Annotated in this window: 14 protein-coding genes; 5 read left to right on the plus strand and 9 right to left on the minus strand. The window is 69.9% G+C overall.

Features of this window, described 5'->3' with window-relative positions; all coding sequences use genetic code 11:
• Positions 1 to 64 precede the first annotated feature (64 nt).
• The 3 genes from AC5RV3_RS04905 to AC5RV3_RS04915 all read right to left on the minus strand — a co-directional run bounded on the left by AC5RV3_RS04905 (position 65) and on the right by AC5RV3_RS04915 (position 3,264).
• Positions 65 to 934: an ABC transporter ATP-binding protein gene (locus tag AC5RV3_RS04905; protein WP_494121158.1), complete on the minus strand. Its 870-nt coding sequence runs from the start codon at positions 932 to 934 to the stop codon at positions 65 to 67.
• Positions 935 to 1,921 carry a FecCD family ABC transporter permease gene (locus AC5RV3_RS04910; protein WP_494121500.1) on the minus strand — a complete coding sequence of 329 codons (987 nt, stop codon included), beginning with the start codon at positions 1,919 to 1,921 and terminating at the stop codon, positions 935 to 937.
• A gap of 227 nt (positions 1,922 to 2,148) precedes the next feature.
• Positions 2,149 to 3,264: a FecCD family ABC transporter permease gene (locus tag AC5RV3_RS04915; protein ID WP_494121159.1), complete on the minus strand. Its 1,116-nt coding sequence runs from the start codon at positions 3,262 to 3,264 to the stop codon at positions 2,149 to 2,151.
• Positions 3,265 to 3,449: 185 nt separating this feature from the next.
• On the opposite strand from AC5RV3_RS04915, the gene AC5RV3_RS04920 reads away from it, so the two are divergent.
• Positions 3,450 to 4,193 carry an alpha/beta fold hydrolase gene (locus AC5RV3_RS04920; RefSeq protein ID WP_494121160.1) on the plus strand — a complete coding sequence of 248 codons (744 nt, stop codon included), beginning with the start codon at positions 3,450 to 3,452 and terminating at the stop codon, positions 4,191 to 4,193.
• 42 nt (positions 4,194 to 4,235) lie between these two features.
• Here the strand turns inward: AC5RV3_RS04920 and AC5RV3_RS04925 are convergent, their stop codons facing one another.
• Positions 4,236 to 5,273, minus strand: a complete 1,038-nt coding sequence (locus AC5RV3_RS04925; protein ID WP_494121161.1) for an LLM class flavin-dependent oxidoreductase — start codon at positions 5,271 to 5,273, stop codon at positions 4,236 to 4,238.
• A gap of 166 nt (positions 5,274 to 5,439) precedes the next feature.
• Between AC5RV3_RS04925 and AC5RV3_RS04930 the strand changes: the two genes are divergently transcribed.
• Entirely contained in the window at positions 5,440 to 7,473 is a 2,034-nt protein-coding gene (locus tag AC5RV3_RS04930; RefSeq protein WP_494121162.1) for an acyl-CoA dehydrogenase family protein, read from the plus strand.
• 13 nt (positions 7,474 to 7,486) lie between these two features.
• On the opposite strand, the gene AC5RV3_RS04935 is transcribed toward AC5RV3_RS04930, so the two are convergent.
• Both AC5RV3_RS04935 and AC5RV3_RS04940 read right to left on the minus strand, forming a co-directional pair.
• Positions 7,487 to 8,431 (minus strand): thiamine pyrophosphate-dependent enzyme, encoded by a 945-nt coding sequence (locus AC5RV3_RS04935; protein ID WP_494121163.1) that lies wholly within the window; start codon positions 8,429 to 8,431, stop codon positions 7,487 to 7,489.
• 44 nt (positions 8,432 to 8,475) lie between these two features.
• Positions 8,476 to 9,537 (minus strand): DMT family transporter, encoded by a 1,062-nt coding sequence (locus AC5RV3_RS04940; RefSeq protein ID WP_494121164.1) that lies wholly within the window; start codon positions 9,535 to 9,537, stop codon positions 8,476 to 8,478.
• Positions 9,538 to 9,621: 84 nt separating this feature from the next.
• On the opposite strand from AC5RV3_RS04940, the gene AC5RV3_RS04945 reads away from it, so the two are divergent.
• Positions 9,622 to 10,395, plus strand: coding sequence for a MerR family transcriptional regulator (locus AC5RV3_RS04945; protein WP_494121165.1), 774 nt, complete (start codon positions 9,622 to 9,624; stop codon positions 10,393 to 10,395).
• 118 nt (positions 10,396 to 10,513) lie between these two features.
• Here the strand turns inward: AC5RV3_RS04945 and AC5RV3_RS04950 are convergent, their stop codons facing one another.
• The 3 genes from AC5RV3_RS04950 to AC5RV3_RS04960 all read right to left on the minus strand — a co-directional run bounded on the left by AC5RV3_RS04950 (position 10,514) and on the right by AC5RV3_RS04960 (position 14,260).
• Positions 10,514 to 11,326: a gamma-glutamyl-gamma-aminobutyrate hydrolase family protein gene (locus tag AC5RV3_RS04950; RefSeq protein ID WP_494121166.1), complete on the minus strand. Its 813-nt coding sequence runs from the start codon at positions 11,324 to 11,326 to the stop codon at positions 10,514 to 10,516.
• A gap of 5 nt (positions 11,327 to 11,331) precedes the next feature.
• Complete coding sequence (locus AC5RV3_RS04955) at positions 11,332 to 12,456, minus strand: glutathione S-transferase family protein (protein WP_494121167.1); 1,125 nt, start codon at positions 12,454 to 12,456, stop codon at positions 11,332 to 11,334.
• A 127-nt stretch (positions 12,457 to 12,583) separates the two neighbouring features.
• Entirely contained in the window at positions 12,584 to 14,260 is a 1,677-nt protein-coding gene (locus AC5RV3_RS04960) for a PucR family transcriptional regulator (protein ID WP_494121168.1), read from the minus strand.
• A 154-nt stretch (positions 14,261 to 14,414) separates the two neighbouring features.
• Between AC5RV3_RS04960 and AC5RV3_RS04965 the strand changes: the two genes are divergently transcribed.
• Positions 14,415 to 15,908 (plus strand): CoA-acylating methylmalonate-semialdehyde dehydrogenase, encoded by a 1,494-nt coding sequence (locus AC5RV3_RS04965; protein ID WP_494121169.1) that lies wholly within the window; start codon positions 14,415 to 14,417, stop codon positions 15,906 to 15,908.
• 12 nt (positions 15,909 to 15,920) lie between these two features.
• Entirely contained in the window at positions 15,921 to 17,294 is a 1,374-nt protein-coding gene (locus tag AC5RV3_RS04970) for an aspartate aminotransferase family protein (protein ID WP_494121170.1), read from the plus strand.
• Positions 17,295 to 17,334 lie beyond the last annotated feature (40 nt).

A 17,334-nucleotide genomic window follows, 5' to 3' on the forward strand; every position in this document is an offset into this window, starting at 1 on the left:
CGGGCGGGTTCCTTTAGCGCAGCACGGGCCCGTGCGGGCAGTCGGTGACGCCGCCCGGCGCCGCTCACGCCGCGGGTTCTTTGTGCTCGAGGTCCGCCGTGGAGAGGACCGGCGCGGCGGCTGGTTCTCCAGCCGGGGCGGAGGCCTCGCAGTGGTGGCGGCCCACCGGAACCACCATCGGCGTTCCGGACACCGGGTCAGGGATCACCCGTGATTCCAGTCCGAACACCGTCTGCACCAGCTCCTCGGTGACCACGTCGGCCGGGGCGCCCTCGGCCACCACCTGGCCCCCCTTCATCGCCACGAGTTGGTCGGCGTAGCGGGCGGCCAGGTTCAGGTCGTGCAGCACGATGGCCACCGACGTGCCACGGCGCCGGTTCAAGTCGGTGATCAGGTCCAGCACCTCCACCTGGTGCGAGACGTCCAGGAAGGTGGTCGGCTCATCCAGCAGCAGCACGTCGGTCTCCTGCGCCAGCGCCATCGCGATCCACACCCGCTGGCGCTGGCCGCCGGAGAGTTCGTCCACGTTCCGGTCGCCCAGCTCCAGGGTGTCGGTGGCCGCCAGAGCCGCGTTCACGGCGTCGTCGTCCTCGCGGGTCCACTGCCGGAACCAGCCCTGGTGCGGATACCGGCCGCGGCCCACCAGTTCCGCCACCGTGATGCCGTCCGGTGCCGCCGGGCTTTGCGGCAGCAGGCCCAGCACCTTCGCGACCTCGCGGGTGGACTGCCGGTGGATGTCCTTGCCGTCCAGCAGCACGGACCCGGCAACGGGCTTGAGCAGTCGCGCCAGTCCACGCAGCAGCGTCGACTTGCCGCAGGCGTTCGCCCCGACGATGATCGTCACCTTGCCCTCTGGCAGCCGGACGGTGAGGTCCTGCACCACGGTGCGCTGGTCGTATGCCAGCGTGAGGTCACGGGATTCGAGCGTTCGCACTTAGCCTCCTTGGCCTCGGCGGTTGGTGTTGACCAGCAGCCAGAGCAGGAACGGCGCGCCCAGCGCACCCGTCACTACCCCGACCGGCAGCGAGGCGCCGTCGGTCAGATACATCGGAATGAGGTTCGCCGCGGCGAAGTCGGCGGCCAGCACGATCAGGGCGCCCACCAGCGCGGCCGCCGGCAGCGAAGCCGCACCGCCCAGCAACCGGCGGGCGATCGGCCCGGACAGGAACGCGATGAACGCCACCGGGCCTGCCGCCGCGGTGGCTGCGGCGGCCAACAGCACGCCCACAGCCATCAGGCCCAGGCGGGCCGGCCCCACCCGGACCCCCAGCGCCGCAGCGGCGTCGTCGCCCATTTCCAGGCCGCGCAGGCTGCGTGCCAACAGCGCCACGGCGACGAACAGCGCGGCCAGTCCGGCCACCAGTACCCCCGCCCGGTCCCAATTGCTGGAGTTCAGCGACCCGTTCAGCCAGACCAGCGCGTCCTGGGCGGTGCGGATGTCCGTGCGGGTCAGCAGGTAGCTGACCAGGGCCTGCATCACGGCCGCGAAGCCGATGCCCACCAGAATCAGCCGCGAGCCGGCCGCCCCGGACACCGTGCTGGAGCGGTACGAAATCGCGTAAATTCCCGCCGCCACCACCAGCGCGCCGGCCATGGCTGCGGCCGAGACCGCCGCCCCGGCCGCGCCGAACACGACGATCGCGGTCACGGCGGAGGCGCTGGCCCCGTAGCTGATGCCGATGATGTCCGGGCTGGCCAGCGGGTTCCGCAGCATGGTCTGGAAGATGCTGCCGGCCAGGCCGAACGCGAGCCCGACCAGCACGCCGATCACGGCCCGCGGCAGCTTGTGCTCCATCACGATAAAGCTGGCCCCGGGAATCTGTTCCCCGGCCAACAACCGGAGGAAGTCCGGAATGGTCACGGTGTAGCTGCCCAGCAGGACGTCGACAAAGAACAGTACGACGACGATGCCCGCCAGAATGCCGACGGTTACCGAGCGCCGCCGGCTGCGTCGTCCGGCCCTGCCCGAAGCGGCGGCTCGCTGGTCGCTGCCTTCGCGAGGGCGGGGTATGTCTTCGAGGGCACCCTCTATATACCCTGCCCTCGACGACAAACCCTGCCCTGGGCGATCCGGGGCCTGGGGCAGAGCGGAGTCGGCCGCCTGCTGCGCCGCTTCCGGGCGATTTCCGCGCGGGGTGTGCAGCCGGCTCACAGCCCGGCCGCCTTCCGCCGCCGGACCAGCCAGATGAACACGGGAGCGCCGATGACCGCGGTGGTGATGCCGGCTTCGATCTCGCCCGGCGGCGCAACGAAGCGGCCCGCCACGTCGGCACCGACCAGCAGCACGGGGGCCAGCACCATGGAGTAGGGCAGGATCCAGCGGTAGTCGGGTCCGGTCAGCGCACGGACCATGTGCGGAATGATCAGGCCCACGAAAGCGATCGGGCCGGCGATGGCTGTGGCCGCGCCGCACAGGATCACCACACCAAGCGCGGTGAGGGCACGGGACAGGCCCACCATCTGGCCCAGGCCGCGGGCGACGTCGTCACCCAGCGACAGGTTGTTCAAAATCCTTCCGGTGAACAGCGTGACAACCAGGCCGACGGCGATGAACGGGGCCACCTGGCCGATCAAGTCCCAGCCGCGGCCGGCCACCGATCCCACCTGCCAGTAGCGGAAGCCCTCCAGTGTGTCCTGGTTGGTTACCAGCACCGAGTACATCAGTGAGCTCAGCCCAGCGGACAGGGCGGCGCCGGCGAGCGCCAGTTTGATCGGGGTGGCGCCTTCCCGTCCCATGCTGGCCACCCCGTAGACCAGCACTGCGGCGAGCGCGGCCCCGGCGAACGCGAACCAGACGTAGCCGGACAGTTGGGTCACGCCGAACAGGAAGATGCCGGCCACCACCGCGAGCGCCGCGCCGGCGTTAACGCCCAGGATGCCCGGATCGCCCAGCGGGTTGCGCGCCACGCCCTGCATCGCGGCGCCGGCGACGCCCAAGGCCGCTCCCACCAGCAGTCCGGTGACGGTCCGCGGGATGCGCGAGTGGACCACGGCGTGGTCTCCGTTGGCGGGGTCGAAGGCGGTGAAGGCCTGGATGAACGCCTCCACGCTGATGGGGCGCGCCCCGAGGGCCAGCGAGGCAAAGCAGATCAAGGCCAGCACCACCAGGGCGGCCGGGATGCCCACCAGCGCCCTGCGCGGGAGCCGCGCACCGGGAGCGGTGGAGGAGGGCCCGCCGGGTCCGTTGACGCCGCCCGACGCGCGGCCGGCGGGACGTCCGGACACCGGATGGGAAGGCGCCGCGGCCGCCAGATCAGCTGGCATGCGCATACCCCCTCGGGCCGGAAAAAGCGACTCAAGTAAGGCTAACCTATCCTCGCCGGGAATAAGAAACGATTTCTTGCCCTATTTGCCGCCGGCGCAGGACCCTGGCTCCGGGCCTCGGGCCGGCCCCGGCGGCGCCGCCGCGTCATCCGGCGGGCGCCTGGCCCGCCGGGCATAATCGAGCCATGACGCCTCCGATCGTCCTGCTGCACGGCTGGGCCTGCTCCGCCGGCTACTGGAAACCGCTGGCCGCCCGGCTCTCCGCCGGCGGCCGCGACGTCGCGGCCCCGGACCTTCCCGGTTACGGCGGCGGCCTGCCCGCCGGCTTCGACTGGACCGTCGAGAACGCCGCCGCGGCCCTGGTCGACCGCTTCGGCAGCGGGCCGGTGCACTGGGTCGGGCACTCCCTGGGCGGAAACATCGCCGCCACCATCGCGGCATGCTTCCCGCGGACGACGGCGTCGCTGACCTTGGTGGGGATGGTTCCGGTGGCGCCGTCCGCGGCAACCGTCGACAAGCTCAGCCGCCTGTTCGGTCGGGAGCCGGCCCGCCCGGAAGAGGACCTTGCTGCCGCCGATGAACTCATCGGGGCCTGGTTCCGAGGCGGCAGCGAACCGCAGGGTGCGGACCGCGAAACATTCCGGGCCCCCTTCAGGCGGCACCCCGACGTCGTGCGCCGGAGCCTTCCCGCGGGGCTGGCCGGCGCCGCACCTGGGGTCGCGGAGCTGGTGGCCGCTCCCACCCTGGTGGTGACCGGCACGCGGGATCCCACCCGGCCGCCCGCCGCGGTCGCGGACTTCTTGGCCCGGCACCCGCACTGGCACCACGTATCCGTGCAGGATGCCGGGCACATGGTGCACTGGGAGCAGCCTGCCGCCTGTGCCGCCGCGCTCCTGCAGCACTCGGAGTCCGCCGAGCACGGCGCCTGACCCAAGCCGCGGCCGGGGTCGCCGACACCCGGGCCAGGTGCGCTAGGGCTGCTTCGCCGGATGTGTTTCCCGCTGGATGACCGGCATGATTTCGGTGGCCAGGAGTTCGATCGACCGGGCGGTATCCGCGAACGGCAGCCCGCCCAGGCCCACCTGGGCCATGTAGCGGTCGTGGCCGAACAGCTGGTACTGCTCCATGATCTTGTCGATCACTTCCTGCGGGCTACCGGCCAGCAGCCCTCCGCCCGGGCCCGCCCAGGCTTCGAAGGTCTCGCGGGGAAAGTGCCCGGCCGGCCGCGGCATGTTCTGCTCGAAGTACGCGCGGTAGTACGGGTAGAACGTGTCGCGCGCCTGCTGCGAGGTCGGAGCCACGAAAAAGTGGCCTCCCGTTCCCACCGGCAGCGTGGCCGGATCGTGCCCGTGCGCGGCGGCGGATTCCCGGTAGTACTCAATGTGCCGGACGAAGTGCTGCGGACCGGAGAGCAGCGCCAGGTACAGCGGCAGCCCCAGGCGTCCGGCCCGCTCAAAGGAAGAAGGCGTGCCGCCCACGCCCACCCAGACCGGAAGGCTCTCCTGCAGCGGCCGCGGCGACACGTCCATGCCCCGGATGCTGTGGTGGTACGTGCCGTTCCAGCTCAGGTTTTCCTGTCCGCGGGCGGCCAGCAGCAACTGGAGCTTCTCTTCGAACAGTCCGTCGTAGTCGGCCGTGTCGTACCCGAAGAGCGGGTAGGACTCGGTGAAGGCGCCGCGGCCGGCAATGATCTCGGCGCGCCCGCCGGAGAGCAGGTCCAGCGTGGCAAACTGCTCGAACAGGCGCACCGGGTCCTGGGTGGACAGCACGGTCACCGCCGTGGCCAGACGCAGGTTGGTGGTCTCGCGGGCAATGGCAGCCAGGACGATTTCCGGCGCCGAAATGGCGAAGTCCTTGCGGTGGTGCTCGCCGAGCCCCAGGAACGAGATGCCGGCCTGGTCGGCAATCTTGGCCAGCTGGACCAGTTCCTCCAGGCGCCGGCGGGGCGACAGCGCCTGGCCGCCCGGGCCTCGCGTCAGCTCGCCGAAGGTAAAGATGCCAAAGTCCATGGTGCTCCCGGGGTTGCTTGCAATAACTAATTACTTGAAGCTTCAGTTATTCACGGATATTCCCGAGATCCCGACTCCACCCCTCGGCAAAAGGGCTACCGGGCAGTAACATGAGGGGACAGCACAGGGCCTGGAGCCCGGCAGGCCCGCGTCGAAGGGGACTGCCATGAGCGCCGAGACCGACCAGACAACTGCCGCCCGCGCCGCCGGTGCTGGAACGAAGGCCGGGCCCGCCGGCACCGCGCCCGACGCGGGACCGTTGCCGGCCGAAGCAGGGACAGCCGGACCGGCCGAGACCGGCGAGCGGGAGGCGCGGGAACTCGCCGAGGCAGCCCGCGAGACCGAATGGAACCGGCCAAGTTTCGCCAAGGGCCTGTACATGGGCCGCTTCGAGCTGGAACTGATCCATCCCCATCCGCTGCCGACTCCGTCCGAGCGCGAGGCCGGTGAGTCGTTCCTGGCAACGCTGGAGGAGTATGCCCGCACCATGGACGGGGCGCGGATCGAGCGCGACGCGAAGATCCCGGACGAGTACCTTGCCGGACTGGCCAAGCTCGGCGCCTTCGGCATCAAGATCCCGGTCGAATACGGCGGCCTCGGCCTGTCGTTGCTCTATTACGGCCGCGCCCTGATGCTGCTGGGCTCCGTGCACCCCTCGCTCGGTGCGCTGCTCTCGGCCCACCAGTCCATTGGTGTTCCCGAACCGGTGAAGGTTTTCGGCACCGAGGAGCAGAAGCGGGAATACCTGCCCCGCTGCGCGGCCGGGGCCGTGACGGCGTTCCTGCTCACCGAGCCCGACGTCGGATCCGACCCAGCCCGGCTCGGCACCACCGCCACGCCCACCGAAGACGGCGAAGCGTACCTGCTCAACGGCAGCAAGCTGTGGACCACCAACGGCGTGATAGCGGAACTGGTAGTGGTGATGGCCAAGGTCCCGGAGCATGACGGACAGCGCGGCGGCATCTCCGCCTTTGTGGTGGAAGCGGATTCCCCCGGCATCACGGTGGAAAACCGCAACACCTTCATGGGCCTGAGGGGCATCGAAAACGGCGTGACCCGGTTCGACAACGTCCGCGTCCCCGTGGCCAACCGCCTGGGACGTGAAGGCCAGGGCCTGAAGATCGCCTTGACCACGCTGAATACCGGCCGCCTGTCCATCCCCGCCCTCTGCGCCGCGAACGGCAAGTGGTCCCTGAAGATCGCCCGCGAATGGTCCAATGCCCGGGTGCAGTGGGGCAAACCCGTGGGCAAGCACGAGGCGGTCGGCAAGAAGGTCGCCTTCATCGCCGCGGGCTCCTTCGCCCTCAACGCGGTCTTTGAGTTGTCGGCCGGACTCGCCGATGCCGGGATGAAGGACATCCGGATTGAAGCGGCACTGGCCAAGCTGTGGTCCAGCGAATTCGCCTGCAGGATCGCCGACGAGCTGGTCCAGATCCGCGGCGGCCGGGGCTACGAGACCGCCCAATCGCTCGCTGCCCGCGGCGAGCGCGCCGTTCCGGCGGAGCAGGCGTTCCGCGACATGCGCATCAACCGGATCTTCGAAGGCTCTACCGAAATCATGCACCTGTTGATTGCCCGCGAGGCCGTCGACGCCCACCTGGCAGCGGCCGGAGACCTCGCCTCGCCCGACGCCGGCGCCCAGGCCAAGGCGAAGGCGGCCCTGGGCGCCAGCAGCTTCTACGCCAGGTGGCTCCCCCAGTTGCTCGCCGGCCGAGGCATGGATCCACGGTCGTACAACAATTTCGGCCTGCTGGCCCGGCACCTGCGGTTCATCGAACGGTCCTCCCGCCGACTGGCCCGGCAAACATTCCTCGGGATGGGCCGGTGGCAGGCCGGGTTGGAAAAGCGGCAGGCCTTCTTGGGCAGGATCGTGGATATCGGTGCCGAGCTCTTTGCCATGGCCGCCTGCTGCAGCCACGCCGAAATGCTGCGCAGCCGGGACGCCGCCCAGGGCAGGTCGGCCTACCAGCTGGCCGACGCCTTCTGCCTGCAGTCCAGGCAGCGGATCGACCGGCTCTTCGGCGAACTCTGGCGTAATTCCGACGCCAGCGACGGCAGGCTGGCCTCGCATGTGCTGGCGGGCGACTACGCCTGGCTGGAAAGCGGCGTGCTGGACCCGTCCGAGGGCACCGGGCCGTGGATTTCCGAGCACCCGGGCGGCGCCTCCACCAAGGAAAACCTGCACCGCTCCTACCGCTGATTCCTCCCGGGACTCAGAGCAAGGGCCACACCCGGCGCTGCGCATCGAAAACGTCCCAAGCGCGCGGCACCAGGCCCAGCGACACCTCGCACATCCGCTGCAGCTGCTGCATGCTCCCGGACCGGAATTCCCCGGTGCCGGATTCGGTGAACGGATCCGGGTACCGGGCTCCCTCCGCGGAGGCCCACTCCAGCCCGTGTGAATGGCCGCTGCAGAACTGCCAGACATACATCAACGACGGCGGCAGATCCTCCTCCCGCAGATCCTTCAGGATGGAGGTTTGCGTACGGTTCTTGGTGGCGTAACCCCAGGAACCGTCGGCCTTGTGGGCGAAGACCGGCGGCAGCTGCAGCGACTCCGCGGCCCCGTTGACCGCGCGGCGCAGCCCGTTGAAGTAATCCATCGCCCGGGCATGCCGTTCCGGCCAAAGATCGGCGAGATACGCATCCCAGAACGACGCGGCATTGAAGACGTCGCGGGAAATGAGTACCAGGCTGCGCCGCGCCCGCTCAGTGCCGTCTTCGGGCAGGAGCGCCCACAGCACGGTGGAGGTGCATTCGATGACCGTTCGTACCAGCGAGTACGGCGAGTGCGTGTGCACGCGGTAGGCCGCGGTCCCGCGGTGCCCGGGCTGCCGCGGCTCCTCCTGCTCCGGGTGCTGCCCATGCTCCTGGTGCTCCTGCTCCCCCTGTTCCTCGAACAGCAGCCGGCGCAGCGCCAACACATTGTCGGTCGCGGCGGCCAGGGACTGGCGCAGCAGGCTGCTCACGCTGTGGACCGTGGCGAATCGATCGTCCAGCAGCGCCAGCGGGGACCCCTGCTCGACGACGGCGTCGTTCCGCAGCAGCCATGGCTCCAATTCGCGCAGCATGCGCAGGACGGCCAGCGCCGCGCGGCTCTCCGGATCCGCTCCGAAGACCGAGCGCATCGGGCCCACCGAGGCACCGCCGTCGTCCATTGGGCCATGGTAGCGCCGCCCACCGGCCGGCCAACCTTCGGCGCTCAGCCTGCCTGACGTGCGCGGCCGGGATGACGGCGGGCGCGGCCGGAACGGGCAGCAATCAGCAGCCCCGCGCCCGTCAGCCCGATGCCCACCAGTGTTTGCGGACCGACCGCGCTCCCCACGGATGGCCAGAAGAGATCCAACACCAGTGCACCCACCAGCTGCCCGCCGATCACCGTCAAGGTCGTCAACAGCACGCCGGTGCTGGCCACCGCGACGGTGGCGGCGGCCAGGATCAGGGTTCCGAGGGGCCCGCCCAGATACAACCACCACTCGCCGGTCACCAGGTCGGCCCGCCCGGTATATACCGCCTGGACCGCCCAGACCGCCAACAGCGCGACGGTCCCTACGCCGAAGTTCAGCAGCGTGGAAATCACGGGGCTGCCGTGTGCCGCGCCGATCTGGCCCAAGACGCCTTGCTGCACGCTCTGCATCAACCCGGCCGCCAGCGGGATGAGCATGAACAGTACGAGCAGCCCCGCGGAACGTGACGAGCCCAAGTGGGCGCTGGCGGCAACGAGCGAGGCCAGGAAAGCCAACGCGGCGCCGGCAAACCTGGCACCGCTGACCTCGATTTTCCGTCCGGCCCCGATTCCCCAGCGGTCCATCAGGAGGCCGGAAGCCATTTGGCCGGACACGATGGCGATGGTGAACAGCGACAACCCGATCGGCCCGACGGTGGCTGCTTGTGCGAACACATAGAAGGCGCCGACGACGCCGGCCGCCAGGTACCAGCGGGGATAGGCACGCTGCAGCAGGAGCCCGGGAACGGCACGCAACTTCGCCCGCACCGACGGGTGCACCAGCGTGAAGAGCAGGACGGCCGCGAACCCGGTACCGAAACTCACCAGGGCCGCTCCCACGTGGTCCCGAAGCTCGATGCCCAGCTGGCTGTTGAGGCGGCTCTGCATGGCCAGCCCGACCCCCGCCACCAACGCCAGGGACAACGCGAACGGCCCGGACATCCGGATGCCTTGGCGGTGCGCCGCGTTGTGCGCGCCGGGTGGGTGGGCACCGCCGTCGGCGCCTCGGGGAGAATCTGCGGGCCGGTCGGAGTACACGTGCCGATGCTATCCCGGACGGCCAGGATCCCGTCCCTGTGCCCACTTGACCTTGCCGCTACGTCAACCTTCATAGTGGTTGTCATGGGAACAGCGCCGCGGGCCGAACGGGCCGAATACTCCATCCAGGAGGTCGCCAGGGCGGCAGGAACAACCAGCAGGACCCTGCGGCATTACCAAGACATGGGCCTGCTCGAACCGAGCCGCATCGGCCACAACGGCTACCGCTATTACGACGACGGAGCCCTGCTTCGGTTGCAACGCATCCTGCTGCTGCGTCAACTCGGATTGGGGCTGCCGGAGATCACCAATGTGTTCGAGGGCGCCCGGGACGCCTCAGCGGCCCTGCGCGGCCATCTGGAACTTCTCCTGCAGGAGCGTGATCGGCTGGAAAGGCAGATTGCCTCCGTTGAGACCACCATCGACAAGACAGAAAGGGGCGAGGATCTCGTGGCCAGTGAAATGTTCGACGGATTCGACCACACCCAGTACAAGGAGGAGGTCGAAGAACGCTGGGGCAAGGACGCCTACGCCAGGGGCGAGACGTGGTGGCGCGGCATGTCCGCCGGGGAGCGGAAGGCGTGGACGGAACGGTCCGGCCAGCTGATCGCCGACTGGGTCGCCGCCAGCCAAGCCGGGGTCGCCGCCGACAGCGCGGAGGCGCAGGCGTTGGCCCAGCGCCAGTTCGACTGGCTTTCCAGCGCCAACGGCGGCCAGCAGGTCTCCTACGGTTACTTCACCGGCCTTGGCGAGATGTACGTGGCCGACCCGCGGTTCGGCGCCAACTACGGCGGCGGCGCCGGCGCGTCTTTCGTGCGGGATGCCATGAAGGCCTACGCCGAGAAGCACTTGGCTTAGGCCCCTCCCGGCTTCGGCGGGACCTGCTTTACTGCCGGGTTCCCACCGGAGCCTGCGGAGGCACAGTCCGCAACCACCCGGGCAACCGCTGCGCCAACCGGCTCCGCAGCCGCCTTGGTCAGCCCAGTCCTGCGGTCGTCTTCCGGCACGCCTCGACGAAGGGCTCGAGCAATGCCCGGAACTGCCCTTCGGGCGACCCGGGTTCTTCGGGGTGCCACTGGACCGCCAGCAGCCAGCCTTCATCGGGGCGGGCGAGTTCCACCGCTTCCACCACGCCGTCGGCCGCGGTGGCCACGACGCGAAGCCGGTCCCCCAACCGTCGCACCGCCTGGTGATGGCCGGACTGGACCGCGACTTCGCCGGTGCCGAGCGCCGCCGCCAGCAGGCTGTCGGGGGCAATCCGCACCGGGTGGCTGGCCATGGGCGGCTGGGGCCGGTGGATCTTGTGGAACGATTCCGGGCCCAGATCCTCAAAGAGGGTGCCGGCGAAGGCGACGTTGATCAGCTGGAGGCCGCGGCAGATGCCGAGGACCGGCCGCCCGTTCGCGATAGCCCCCTTGACCAGGTCGATCTCGGTCTCGTCTGCGGCGGTGTCTACGCCATGGACCGTTTTTTCGTCGGTGTCGCCACCGTAGCGGGCGGGATCCACGTCCCCGCCGCCCAGGATGACCACGCCGTCATAGTCGAGCGCGCTGAAGACGTGGCCCGACGCCGAATTCACGACGACGGGGTCCGCGCCGGCGGCTTTCAGGCCTGCGGCCGCATGCCGGGCCAGCGCGGCCAGCACGTCCGAGAACCAGGCGGGATGGGACGGGGCGGTCTGCGCGTAGCTGACGGCAATACGGGGATGGTCGGTGCGGCGGCCGGGACGCCCGACGGCGGTGCGCGGCTCGGTGCGGACACCGCCGTCGTCATCCAACCCGCGGGACACAGCGGCTACGCGGGGTAGAGCGGGTTGTGGCCGGCGGTGACACGTTCGGATTCGCGCACCAAGCCCGGCGCGGTGCCGTCCCCGAAGGGGCTGCCGCCGAGGGCCTCGCGGCCGTGGTCGGTCAGCCAGCCGGAGAGGTCGGGGCCCTGCGGGACGATCCTGGTGGGATTGATGTCCTCGTGCACGATGTAATAGTGCTGCTTGATCTGCACGAAGTCGATGGTGTCGCCGAAGCCCGGGGTCTGGAACAGGTCGCGGGCGTAACCCCACAGCGCCGGCATTTCTTCCAGTTTGTTCCGGTTGCATTTGAAGTGGCCGTGGTAGACGGCGTCGAAGCGGGCCAGCGTGGTGAAGAGTCGGACGTCTGCCTCGGTGATGGTGTCGCCCATGAGGTAGCGCCGGCTGGTCAGGCGCTCCTCCAGCCAGTCCATAGCCACCCAGAGCCGGTCGTACGCCACATTGTAGGCTTCCTGCGAGCCGGCGAACCCGCAGCGGTACACACCGTTGTTGACCTCCGTGTAGATCCGCTTGATGACCGGCTGCATTTCGTCGAGCTTGTCGGCGGGCAGCAGGTCCGGCGCGCCCTCGCGGTGGTAATCCTTCCACTCGGTGGAGAAGTCCAGCGTCATCTGCGGGTAGTCGTTGGTGACGACGGCGCCGCTCGCCTCGTCCACGATGGCCGGCACGGTAATGCCGCGCGGGTAGTCCGGGAAGCGCTTGAAGTAGTTCTCCTGCAGGCGCTCGGTGCCGAGGACCGGGTCGCGGCCGTCGGGGTCCAGGTCGAAGGTCCAGGAGCGGGCATCATGGGTGGGACCGGGCAGTCCGAGCGAAATGGCGTCCTCCAGCCCGAGCAGGCGCCGCACAATGATGGCTCGGTTGGCCCAGGGGCAGGCACGGGCGGCGACCAGCCGATAACGGCCGGCCTCCACCGGCCAGGCCGTGGCACCTTCGCCGAGGCCGCCGTTCGGGTTGCCGATGGTGCCGCCGGTGGGACCGTTCGAGGCCCGGACCGCCTCGGGATCGGCGACAATCCGGTCCTCGATGTAGTTGGTGTCCCGGTCGAATTCCCCGCCGCCCTGGATGTAGGCGCCCTTGGTGCTGAACTCTGCCGTGTCGCTGCTCTGGCTCATGCCTCCACCATATCGGCCCGTCGGCGCCCGGTGGCAAGGGTCCGGGGGCAAGGGGCCGGGGGCAAGGGGCCGGTCTCCGGCGGCAAGGGGCCGGCGCTCATCCTCGCCGGCTGTCTGCCGTCTCGGGTCAGCCGCGCATCCTGTGCAGCAGCAGGGCCACGTGCAGCGAAGCCCGCGACTCGGCGTCGTCGAGCGGGACGCCGAGCTGCTCCTGCAGGCGGGCCAGCCTGGCATAAAGAGTGGGGCGGCTGAGGTAACCGTCGCGCGCGAGCCGGGCCTTGTTGCCGCCGGCCTCCAGGTACCGCTGCAGGAGGTCCAGCGCGTCGCGGTCGTTGGCGATGGCGGCGAGTTCGGCGTCCGCGAAGGCGGCCACGCGCGGGTCGTCGCGCAGCAGGGAGAGCAGTCCGCGCATCCGGACGTCGGCAGAGCGGTAGAACCGTTTTCCGGTGCCCAGCCCGGCCGCGGATTCGGCCACATGTGCCGCTTCGTCCATCCCCGCCGCGGCGGCCAGCAGCTCCGGCCGGCCGCGGCCAACCCCCACGGTCCAGTCGGCGCTGGTCTGCTCGGCCAGCTGGCCGCAGAGCCGTTCCAGCACGGGGTCCTCCAGCTGCCGGGCCGGCACGGAGACCAGCAGCCCGATGGAGCCGGCCTGCAGGCTCGCGGCCAGCGCCGACACCCGGGCGGCCGCGGCGACACTGTTGAGCAGGTCCAACAGCGCCCGTTCCCGCCGCTGCAGTTCGATCGGTTCTTCCGCGGCAGGCCGCGCCAACCGGAACACCACCGGCAGGTAGACCGGAGCCGACGCCAGCCCCAGGGCTGCCGCCCGCGCCAAGGCTTCGGCCTCTTCCAGTGCGCCGGGCCGGCGGAGTTCGTGCAGGAGGCCGGAGCGGGCCTGGTGGGAAAGTTCGCGCTGGTCCCGTTCCGCCATGCGGTTGATGGTCAGGGCCTGGCCCGCCCGCTCCAGCACCATGGCGGCGTCGGCGTCAGCGGTTCCGGCATTCGCGGCCGCGCGGCCGCCGGCCAAGGGTTCCTTCGGCGAGGGGCCGCCGCCGGCCGGGGGTTCCGCCGCCGGTCCGCCCCCTGCTTCGCCCGCCACCGGCACCACCAGGCGGCCCCAGCGCTGGCCGCGCAGCCCCACCGGCGCCTGCAGCCAGCCCGCCGAACCGGCACGGACCGTCTCCTCGCGATAGTGCACCAGGCGCGACCGTTCGGCCCAGCCGTCGAGCAGTTCCGAAGCGGGCACGCCGGCCGTGGCGAAGGCCAGCACCAGGTGCGCCACGTCTTCCAGCACCACGGGGGCACCGATCAGTTCGGCGGCCCGGGCAACGATCTCCTCCGGCGCGGCGTTCTCCAAGCTGAGCATGGTGAAGACCTCGTGCACCTGGCGCGACCGTTCCAGCTGCGCCAGCTGCCCGGCCACCAGCATGCGGTGCACCACCTCGGTGACCTCCACGAACCGGATGCGGCGGGTCACCAGGATGACCGGCAGGCCGGCGGTGCGGCCGGCCTCGCGCAATGCCGCGGCGGCTTGCGGTCTCTGGGCAGTAATTTCGACGATGACGGCGGCGGCCCCTGCCGCTGCCAGCTCGGCGAGGTATCGGGTCGCTTCGGCGGCGGAGTCCTCGAACGCCAGGCCGGTGGTCAGGACCAACTCGCCGCCCTCCAGCAGGCCGGCCAGGCTCCTCAGCTCGGCCACGTGGACCCAGCGGACGGGCGTGGCCAAGGCGTCGGCGCCCGAGAGGACTTCGGGTCCGCCCGCTCGCACCACCTCGAGGTCGAGTACATCCCGCACGTTCAGCTGCATTGACACAGTGTAAGTCGCAGGGCAGTTATTCCGACAGAGTGTCAGTGGCACCGGCGCACGAGGCGCCGGACGATAGGGGAAGACCCACGCACACCTCCACGGTTCACAGGAAGGTTGGGCGTGCAAAACGAGAAGCCGCGAGAGAAGGAGCACCATGCAGACCATCCAGCACTGGATCGGAGGGACCTACACGGCCCCGCAGGCCGACAGCCGCCTCGGCGACGTGACCAACCCGGCCACCGGCAAAGTTTCCTCCCGCGTCGCCCTGGCCAGCACCGCCGTCGTCGATCAAGCGGTGCAGGTGGCGGCGGCGGCGTTCCCGGCCTGGCGAGACACGTCGCTGGCCCGCCGCATGCAGATCCTGTTCAACTTCCGCGAGCTGCTGAACGCGCGCAAGGGCGAGCTGGCCGCCATCATCACCGCCGAACACGGCAAGGTGTTGGACGACGCGCTCGGCGAGGTGTCGCGCGGGCAGGAGGTCGTGGAGTTCGCCTGCGGCATCCCGCACCTGCTTAAGGGCGGCTACACCGAGAACGCCTCCACCAAGGTGGACGTGCACTCGGTCCGGCAGCCGGTGGGGCCGGCGGCGATCATCTCGCCCTTCAACTTCCCCGCGATGGTGCCCATGTGGTTCTTCCCGGTCGCGATCGCCAGCGGCAACACCGTGGTGCTGAAACCCAGCGAAAAGGACCCCACGGCCGCCAACTGGATGGCCGAGCTGTGGAAGGAAGCCGGGCTGCCCGATGGCGTGTTCAACGTGGTCCACGGCGACAAGGAAGCCGTGGATGCCCTGCTGGAGCACCCGGAGATCAAGTCCGTTTCCTTCGTCGGTTCGACGCCGATCGCGCGCTACGTGTACGAGCGCGGCACGGCCTCCGGCAAGCGGGTGCAGGCGCTGGGCGGGGCCAAGAACCATATGCTGGTGCTTCCCGATGCCGACCTGGACCTTGCCGCGGATGCGGCGGTCAACGCCGGCTACGGCGCCGCCGGCGAGCGCTGTATGGCGATCTCCGCGGTGGTGGCCGTGGAGTCGGTCGCTGACGAACTGGTGGCCAAGATCGCCGAGCGGACCGCGAAGCTGCGCGTGGGCGACGGCCTGCGCGGCACGGACATGGGGCCCCTGATCACGGCGGCGCACCGCGACAAGGTGGCCGGCTACATCGCGGCAGGTGCCGAAGCCGGCGCCGAACTGGTGCTCGACGGGCGCACGGTGGAGCCGGACGCCGAGGGTGACGGCTTCTTCCTGGCCCCGACGCTGTTCGACCGGGTGACGCCGGAGATGTCCATCTACACGGACGAGATCTTCGGACCGGTCTTGTCGGTGGTGCGGGTGCCGGGCTACGACGAAGGACTGGCGCTGATCAACGACAATCCGTACGGCAATGGCACCGCGATTTTCACCAACGACGGCGGCGCCGCCCGCCGCTTCGAGAACGAGGTACAGGTGGGTATGGTGGGGATCAATGTGCCGATCCCGGTGCCCATGGCGTACTACTCGTTCGGCGGCTGGAAGAACTCGCTGTTCGGTGACAGCCATGCGCACGGTTCCGAGGGCGTGCACTTCTTCACCCGCGGCAAGGTCGTGACCACGCGCTGGCTGGATCCGAGCCACGGCGGCATCAACCTGGGCTTCCCGCAGAACGTTTAAGAGGAGAGAGCGATGACCACCACCACAGGCACCCCGTTGAGCTCCGCGGAGCTGGAAGCCGGCCGCCGCGCCTATCAACTGGACCGGCAGCACGTGTTCCACTCCTGGTCCGCCCAGGAACAGATCACGCCCATGGTCGTCACCCGGGCGGAAGGTTCCTGGGTCTGGGACGGCGAGGGCAACAGGCTGCTGGACTTCTCCTCGCAGCTGGTCAATACGAATATCGGCCACCAGCATCCCAAGGTGGTCTCGGCCATCCAGGAGCAGGCCGGGCTGTTGTGCACCGTGGCGCCCCAGCATGCGAACGCCGCCCGGTCCGAGGCGGCGCGGCTCATCGCCGAGCTGACCCCGGGCGACCTGGACCGGATCTTCTTCACGAACGGCGGAGCGGATGCCGTGGAGCATGCGGTCCGGATGGCCCGGCTCCACACCGGCCGCTACAAGGTGCTCTCCGCCTACCGCTCCTACCACGGCGGAACGGCGCTGGCGGTCAACATCACCGGCGACCCGCGGCGGGTGGCGAACGACTACGGCAACGCCGGCACGGTCCACTTCCACGCCCCGTTCCTGTACCGCAGCCAGTTCCACTCCGCCGACGAGGCACAGGAATGCCAGCGCGCGCTGGAACACCTGGAAACCACGATCCAGCTGGAGGGGGCGGCCAACATCGCCGCCATCGTGCTGGAATCGATTCCCGGCACCGCGGGCATCATGGTGCCACCGCCCGGCTACCTCCGCGGCGTCCGCGAGCTGGCCACCCGGTACGGGATAGTGTTCATCGCGGACGAGGTGATGGCCGGGTTCGGCCGTGCCGGCAAGTGGTTCGCCATCGAGCACGCCGACGACGTGGTGCCGGACCTGCTGACCTTCGCCAAGGGCGTCAACTCCGGCTACGTGCCCCTGGGCGGTGTGGCGATCTCCGAGGAGATCTACGCGACCTTCGCCCAACGCGCCTACCCCGGCGGCCTGACCTACTCCGGCCACCCGCTGGCGTGCGCCGCGGCAGTGGCCACGATCAACGCCATGCGGGACGAAAAGATGGTCGAGCATGCGGCGGAGCTGGGCACCACGGTGTTCGGCCCGGGGCTTGCGGAGCTGGCGGCAAAGCACCCGTCGGTCGGCGAGGTCCGCGGCGTCGGAGCCTTCTGGGCGGTGGAACTGGTGCGCAACCGGGACACGCGCGAGCCCCTGGCGCCGTACGGTTCCTCCAGCCCGGAAATGAACGAGGTGGTTGCTGCCTGCCGCCAGCGGGGGCTGCTGCCGTTCGCCAACTTCAACCGGATCCACGTTGTGCCGCCGCTGAACATCAGCCCGGAGGATGCGCGCTCCGGCCTGGCTATCCTGGACGAGGTGCTGGAGGTGGCGGACACGCACGCCGCGGGCTGATGCTTTCCCGCAGCCGCTGACTTGGTAGGTTGTTCATTTA

The organism is Arthrobacter sp. Y3221114, from assembly GCF_059092625.1.